Raw genomic sequence first — 6,863 nt, 5'->3', positions numbered from 1 at the left:
CCGTGAAAGCCGCCCGCTACGCCTTCGATTCCGGCCCCTGGCCGCACTTCACGGGGACCGAGCGCGCCGCCTATCTGCGCGCCATCGCGACAAAAGTCGCCGAGAAGCGGGAGTTTCTCGCCAAGCTCGAAGTCGCCGACAACGGCAAGCCGCTGCCCGAGGCGCTGTGGGACATCGACGATGTCGTCGGCTGCTTCACCTATTACGCCGGTCTTGCCGAGGAGCTCGATCACAATCCGGAGGAGACGATCCCGCTCAGCGAACCGCGTTTCTCCTCGCGGGTGGTACGCGAACCGCTCGGCGTCGTCGGTGCCATCACCCCGTGGAACTATCCGCTGCTGATGGCCGCCTGGAAAGTGGCCCCTGCCCTTGCCGCCGGCTGCACCATGGTGCTGAAGCCCTCGGAACTGACACCGCTCACCGCCCTCGAACTGGGCGTGATCGCCGCGGAGGTCGGGCTGCCGGCCGGTGTGCTCAACATCGTCACCGGCACCGGGCCGCAGGCCGGCGAGCCGCTGACGGAACACCCGCTGGTCGACAAGCTCGCCTTCACCGGATCGGTCTCCACCGGCCGCAAGGTGATGATGGCCGGCGCGCAGGACATCAAGAATGTCAGCCTCGAACTTGGCGGCAAATCGCCCTTCATCATCTTCGCCGACAGCGACATCGAAAAGGCCGTTGAATGGATCATGTTCGGCATCTTCTGGAACCAGGGCCAGGTCTGTTCGGCAACCTCGCGCGTGCTGGTCGAGGCAAGCATTTATGACGCCGTCGTTTCGCGGCTGTGCGAGGAAGCGGCGAAGATCAAGATCGGCAACGGCATGGATGAAGGCACCCTGCTCGGCCCGATCGTTTCCAAGGGCCAGTACGACAAGATCGTTTCGGCGATCGAGCGCGCCCGCATCGACGGCGCGACGGTTGCCTTTGGCGGCAGCCGCCCCGCCGGTCTCGACAACGGCTACTTCATCAAGCCGACGGTGCTCACCGGCATGAGCGAGGATTGCTACGTCTGGAAGGAGGAGATTTTTGGCCCCGTGGTCTGCGTCAAGCCGTTCAAGGACGAGGACGATGCCATCCGCATGGCCAATGACAGCCGCTTCGGGCTTGCGGCCGCCGTCATGTCGAAGGACGTGATGCGCGCCGAACGTGTGGCCGAGGCGCTACGCGCCGGCATCGTCTGGGTCAACTGCTCGCAGCCGACTTTCCCCGAAGCGCCCTGGGGCGGCTACAAGCAATCCGGCATCGGGCGCGAACTCGGCCGCTGGGGAATTTCGAACTATCTGGAGACGAAGCAGATCACCCGGTTCAACAGCGACGAGCCGTGGGGGTGGTATATCAAGGGGTGAGCGGTGCGCGGTTGGCTTCCCTGCCCGGCTCGAGTTGGGGCACCGCTACCTTCTCCTGCGTCATTCCTATCCTCGCGCTTGCCCCGAGGATCAGTCACGGGAATCCAGCCACGCAGCGTCTGCCGAGTGAAAGGCTCGTCGTGACCTCCGCCACGTCCTCACGCCGCGCAGACGCTGCGTGGCTGGATCCCCCGCCACAAGGGCGAGGATGACGGAGCGGGCGAGAACGCTGACCTCCCCAACCAAGTACCCCGAAGTGGGAGCCGGCGCGGCTTTTCCGCAAATCTTACCAAAATTTATTCCGACGGATTGAACCCGGACACCAGTCCATGTGCAGCCGCCAAAATCTGAAATAGCGGCGCGATCGGAAACGCGATCTGTCACGTTAGACGTTTGAACGTCCATTTGACGACATATTCGCCGCTGCGCTTCATTTTGGTTTTGGTCCGCACCCGGACCGGCCCGCTCAACGCGATCTCCGCGTCTTCGAAGGCCTGGCGCGCCTCGGCGATGGCTTGATGATACGCACTGTTGTCACGTTTCGGGCTTTCTGCAATCGCCATGAGAAGGGCGATCATGTCTGGCTTGTCTTCGGCCATGGATTCTTCGCACTCCTTCACGGCCACGCGCATTCATGTCGCTTTACCGAACACAAATTTGTGCAATACAACAACTAGTGTGCACTTCTCAATTCAATCTTTTGGACGGAAATCTGCGGTGGTATGAATGAATACCGCCGCCGCTTGCACGTGTCTGGACCTTCGTTTCCGAGTGTTGTTTCTGAATTTCGCTACGAAGACTGCGCGTCAGCGGGCGGGAGGAACTGGAACCCAATCCGTCTCCGTCTTTTGATGAAACACATCGACGAGATTGACGGTAGCTGCCCCCTTACTTGTCAACTGGAGGCGGACCGAATGATCCGGAGTTAGAACGGCATTCATCGGCTGCATAACAACCGCATTCGCCGTTGTCCCGTCAGGACGCGTCGCCACCCCAACATTGAATCCTCCGACGAAGCCTGAGTAGCCTGGTGCTGTCCAGCCAATCTCCGACTCAACATTGGTGACGACAAGCGCAAACCTAGGGTTGGGCTCCAGCAAATGCGACGCTCGAATCGTTATATCGACAGCACCATCCGCGGCGACCGCCGTTGAGTAGGTAAGGTTGGAAAACCCACGATGCTGTGGCGTATATGAAACATTTCCTTGAGTGACGCTCACTATCTGAGCGATTGCTGCATCAAGCCCGACAGTGTGCATGTCGATGAAGAGAGTTTGCTTTAGCACCGCCGGCATTTCGCTACCATCCACCCGGACCGGGATGATACGCGTCTTACCTTTCGAGGCTGAATAGAGAGCATTCTGCCACTCGAGCCTTACCATCCCACTGGCTAAACTATTCTTTGAAACGAAAAAGAACACGAACTCTGGCGCTTCGAGTCCCTTATCCATCCGATCAATGATGCCATCGCCGGGACGGATCGACCATGAGTCGTAAAAAACTTGATCTTGACCAAAGATCGAAGCGAGCTTCAAAGCCACGGCTTCCACCAGCGGCTTGTCGTTATGATTATGGCTAGGAAAATCTTGTGGTTCACGAAAGGCTCCCTATTCGTACCTGTATGTAGGAGAAAACACGCAAGATTTGAAGGAGCAGCCTTAACATCAGCCAACTGTCGCCAACACCCCCTACTCCGCCGCTTCCGCGCTCGGCGCCGGCACATAATTCAATATCGGTCCCAGCCAGCGCTCCACTTCGCCCACCGGCATGCCCTTGCGCGCGGCATAGTCCTCGACCTGGTCTCGCTCGATCTTGGCGACGCCGAAATAGTAGGCCTCGGGGTGGCCGATGTAGAGGCCGGAAACCGAGGAGCCCGGCCACATCGCGAAGCTCTCCGTCAACGTCACGCCGATTTCCTGCTCGGCCTTCAGAAGACGGAACAGGGTCGCCTTTTCGGTGTGATCGGGCTGCGCCGGATAGCCGGGTGCGGGGCGGATGCCGGCATAGGGTTCGGCGATCAGGTCGGTTGCCGTGAAGGTTTCGTCCGGCGCGTAGCCCCAGAGTTCCTTGCGCACATATTCGTGCATCCGCTCGGCGAAGGCTTCGGCGAAGCGGTCGGCCAGCGCCTTGACCATGATCGAGGAGTAATCGTCGTTGGCCCGCTCGAAGCGCTCGGCGATCGCCACTTCCTCAATGCCGGCGGTGACGACGAAGCCGCCGAGATAATCCTGTCTGCCGCTCTTAACGGGCGCGACGAAATCGGACAGCGCCACGTTCGGGCGGCCGTCGCGCTTGCTCATCTGCTGACGCAGCGTGAAGAACGTGGCGAGTTCCGTCGTCCGCGTCTCATCGGTGAACAGGCGGATATCGTCTTCCACGGTGCCGGCCGGCCAGAAACCCACGACCGCCTTCGGCGCAAACCACTTTTCCGCGATGACCTTGGCCAGCATGGCTTGAGCATCGGCAAAGAGCTGGCGGGCGGCTTCACCCTGGCGTTCATCATCGAGGATCTTCGGGTAGACGCCCTTCAACTCCCAGGTCTGGAAGAACGGGGTCCAGTCGATATAACGCGCCAGTTCCGCAAGGTCCCAATCCTGAAAGACGCGGGTGCCGAGGAAGGACGGCGTTTTCGGCGCGTAAGCGTCCCAATCGACTTTCTGCGCATTCGCACGCGCTTTCGCCAGCGGCAGGCGCTGCTTTTCCAGCTCGTTGCGGGCATGTGCGTCCGCAACCTTCTTGTATTCGGCGCGCACCGTTTCGATGTAGCCGTCCTTCGCATCCGGCGACAACAGCCCGGAGACGATGCCGACCGCGCGGCTGGCGTCGGTGACGTAGATCGCCTGGCCTTGATGATAACGCGGATGGATCTTGACGGCCGTGTGCACGCGGCTCGTCGTCGCGCCGCCGATCAAAAGCGGGATATTGAAACCTTCGCGCTCCATCTCCGCTGCCACATGCGCCATCTCGTCAAGCGACGGCGTGATCAGGCCGGAAAGACCGATGATGTCGACTTTTCGCTCCCGCGCCACTTCGAGGATCTTTGTGGAGTGCACCATCACGCCGAGATCGATGATCTCGTAATTGTTACAGGCGAGAACGACGCCGACGATGTTCTTGCCGATGTCATGGACATCGCCCTTCACCGTCGCCATCAGCACCTTGCCGGCGCTCTGGCGTTCGCCCTCGCCGCCACCCGCCAGCCGCTCGGCTTCCATATACGGCAGGAGAACGGCAACCGCCTGCTTCATCACACGCGCGGATTTCACCACCTGCGGCAGGAACATCTTGCCGGAACCGAAGAGGTCGCCGACGACATTCATGCCGGCCATCAACGGACCTTCGATGACATGCAACGGCCGCTCGGCATTGGCCCGCGCTTCCTCCGTATCGGCGTCGATAAATTCGGTGATGCCGTTGACCAGCGCATGTTCCAGCCGCTTTTCGACCGACCACTCGCGCCATTTCAGGTCCCGTTCCTTGGCCTCCCTGCCGGCGGCACCCTTGAAACGTTCGGCGAGTTCCAGGAGCCGCTCGGTCGAATCGGCGCGTCGGTTGAGGACAACGTCCTCACAGGCTTCCTTCAGCTCCGGTTCGATCTGGTCGTAGACGGCAAGCTGACCGGCATTGACGATGCCCATGTCCATGCCCGCCTGGATGGCGTGATAGAGGAAGACGGCGTGCATCGCCTCGCGCACCGGCTCATTGCCGCGGAACGAGAAGGAGAGGTTCGAGACGCCGCCGGAAATATGGACATGCGGCAAGGTCTCAATGATCTCGCGGGTCGCCTCGATGAAATCGACGCCGTAATTATTGTGTTCCTCGATCCCGGTTGCGACGGCAAAGATATTCGGGTCGAAGATGATGTCTTCCGGCGCAAAGCCCGCCTGTTCCGTCAGGAGCCTGTAGGCGCGGGTGCAGATCTCGACCTTGCGCGCCTTGGTATCCGCTTGTCCTTTTTCGTCGAAGGCCATGACGACGACAGCGGCACCATAGGCGCGGCAGAGCTTGGCGTGATGCAGAAAGGCTTCCTCACCTTCCTTCATCGAGATCGAGTTGACCAGCGGCTTGCCCTGCACGCATTTCAGCCCGGCCTCGATGATCTCCCATTTCGATGAGTCGATCATGACGGGCACGCGGGCGATATCCGGCTCGGCGGCAATCAGGTTCAGGAACTCGACCATCGCCTGCTTCGAATCGATCAGGCCCTCGTCCATGTTGACGTCGATGATCTGGGCGCCGTTCACCACCTGATCGCGGGCGACATCGAGGGCGCCCGCATAGTCGCCGGCGGTGATCAGCTTGCGGAACCTGGCCGAGCCCGTGACATTGGTGCGCTCGCCGACATTGACGAAGGCAATGTCCTTGCTCAGCGTGAACGGCTCCAGCCCGGACAGCTTCATCAGCCGCGGTACCTCGGGAATGGCGCGCGGCGGATGTTTCGCCACGGCCTCTGCAATCGCGCGAATGTGGGCAGGCGTCGAGCCGCAGCAACCACCGACGATGTTGACGAGGCCCTCTTGCGCAAAACCCTCGATCTGGGCTGCCATCTCCTGCGGGCTTTCGTCGTAGCGGCCGAATTCATTCGGCAGTCCGGCATTCGGATAGGCGCAGACGAAGGTGTCGGCGACGTCGGAAATCTCCGTCAGGTGCTCCCGCATGGCATTGGCGCCCAGCGCGCAGTTGAGGCCGATGGTGAAGGGATCGGCATGGCGCACCGAATGCCAGAACGCCGTCGGCGTCTGGCCGGACAGCGTGCGGCCGGACAGATCGGTGATCGTGCCGGAAATCATCACCGGCAGTCGGATATCCTTTTCCGCGAAGATCTCCTCGGTCGCGAAGATCGCCGCCTTGGCGTTCAGCGTGTCGAAGATCGTCTCGATCAGAATGATATCGGCGCCGCCATCGATCAGGCCGCGCAGTTGCTCGCCATAGGCGATGCGCAGATCGTCGAAACTGACCGCTCGAAACCCGGGATTGTTGACGTTGGGCGAAATCGATGCCGTGCGGTTGGTGGGCCCGAGCGCGCCGGCGACGAAGCGGCGCTTGCCATCCACCTGCTGGGCCCTGAGGCCCGCACGCCGCGCCAGCCGGGCGCCGTCACGGTTCAGTTCATAGACCATCGCCTCCATGCTGTAATCGGCCTGGGCGATCGAGGTGGAGGAGAAGGTGTTGGTTTCGAGGATGTCGGCGCCCGCGATGGCGTAGTTGTAATGGATCTCCTCGATGGCGCCGGGCTGGGTCAGTGTCAGGAGGTCGTTGTTGCCCTGGAGATGACAGTCGCAGCCGGCGAAGCGGTCGCCGCGAAAATGCACTTCGCCGAGGCCAAGCTGCTGGATCTCCGTGCCCATCGCGCCATCCATGATCAGGATGCGTTCGCGCGCTAGCGCCTTCAATGCGGCCATGACTTCCGATCCATCCGGACGGGGTGAAACGGGGCCGAAAAGGGCGTCAATGGCGGACATGGGAAATCTCCCGTTCTGAAAACGACAATACAGTAGCATACAGGGATCACATAAA

Annotated in this window: 3 protein-coding genes and 1 pseudogene (1 of these 4 only partly in view); 1 reads left to right on the top strand and 3 read right to left on the bottom strand. The window is 61.0% G+C overall.

What is annotated here, in order from left to right; all coding sequences use genetic code 11:
* On the top strand, positions 1-1,346 hold the 3' portion of the coding sequence (locus tag ACSQ2Z_RS03255) for an aldehyde dehydrogenase family protein (protein ID WP_436079891.1). Its footprint begins 133 nt before the window's first position; the window shows 1,346 of its 1,479 coding nt (coding positions 134-1,479); its start codon lies beyond the left edge, outside the window; it ends in the stop codon at positions 1,344-1,346.
* 380 nt (positions 1,347-1,726) lie between these two features.
* Here ACSQ2Z_RS03255 and ACSQ2Z_RS03250 read toward each other — a convergent pair whose 3' ends face one another.
* The 3 genes and pseudogenes from ACSQ2Z_RS03250 to metH form a co-directional block, all read right to left on the bottom strand.
* Positions 1,727-1,945 carry a hypothetical protein gene (locus ACSQ2Z_RS03250; RefSeq protein WP_436079890.1) on the bottom strand — a complete coding sequence of 73 codons (219 nt, stop codon included), beginning with the start codon at positions 1,943-1,945 and terminating at the stop codon, positions 1,727-1,729.
* A 207-nt stretch (positions 1,946-2,152) separates the two neighbouring features.
* Positions 2,153-2,917 (bottom strand): annotated as a pseudogene (locus tag ACSQ2Z_RS03245) (toll/interleukin-1 receptor domain-containing protein); the annotation flags it as partial.
* Between the two features lie 117 nt (positions 2,918-3,034).
* Entirely contained in the window at positions 3,035-6,808 is a 3,774-nt protein-coding gene (gene metH / locus ACSQ2Z_RS03240; protein ID WP_436079889.1) for a methionine synthase, read from the bottom strand.
* Positions 6,809-6,863: the final 55 nt, after the last annotated feature.

The sequence above is a fragment of the Pararhizobium sp. LjRoot235 genome, from assembly GCF_964254145.1.
GTDB lineage: Bacteria > Pseudomonadota > Alphaproteobacteria > Rhizobiales > Rhizobiaceae > Pararhizobium.
Note: the sequence above shows the minus strand (reverse complement) of the source record. Positions and strands in the feature narration are given on the sequence as shown.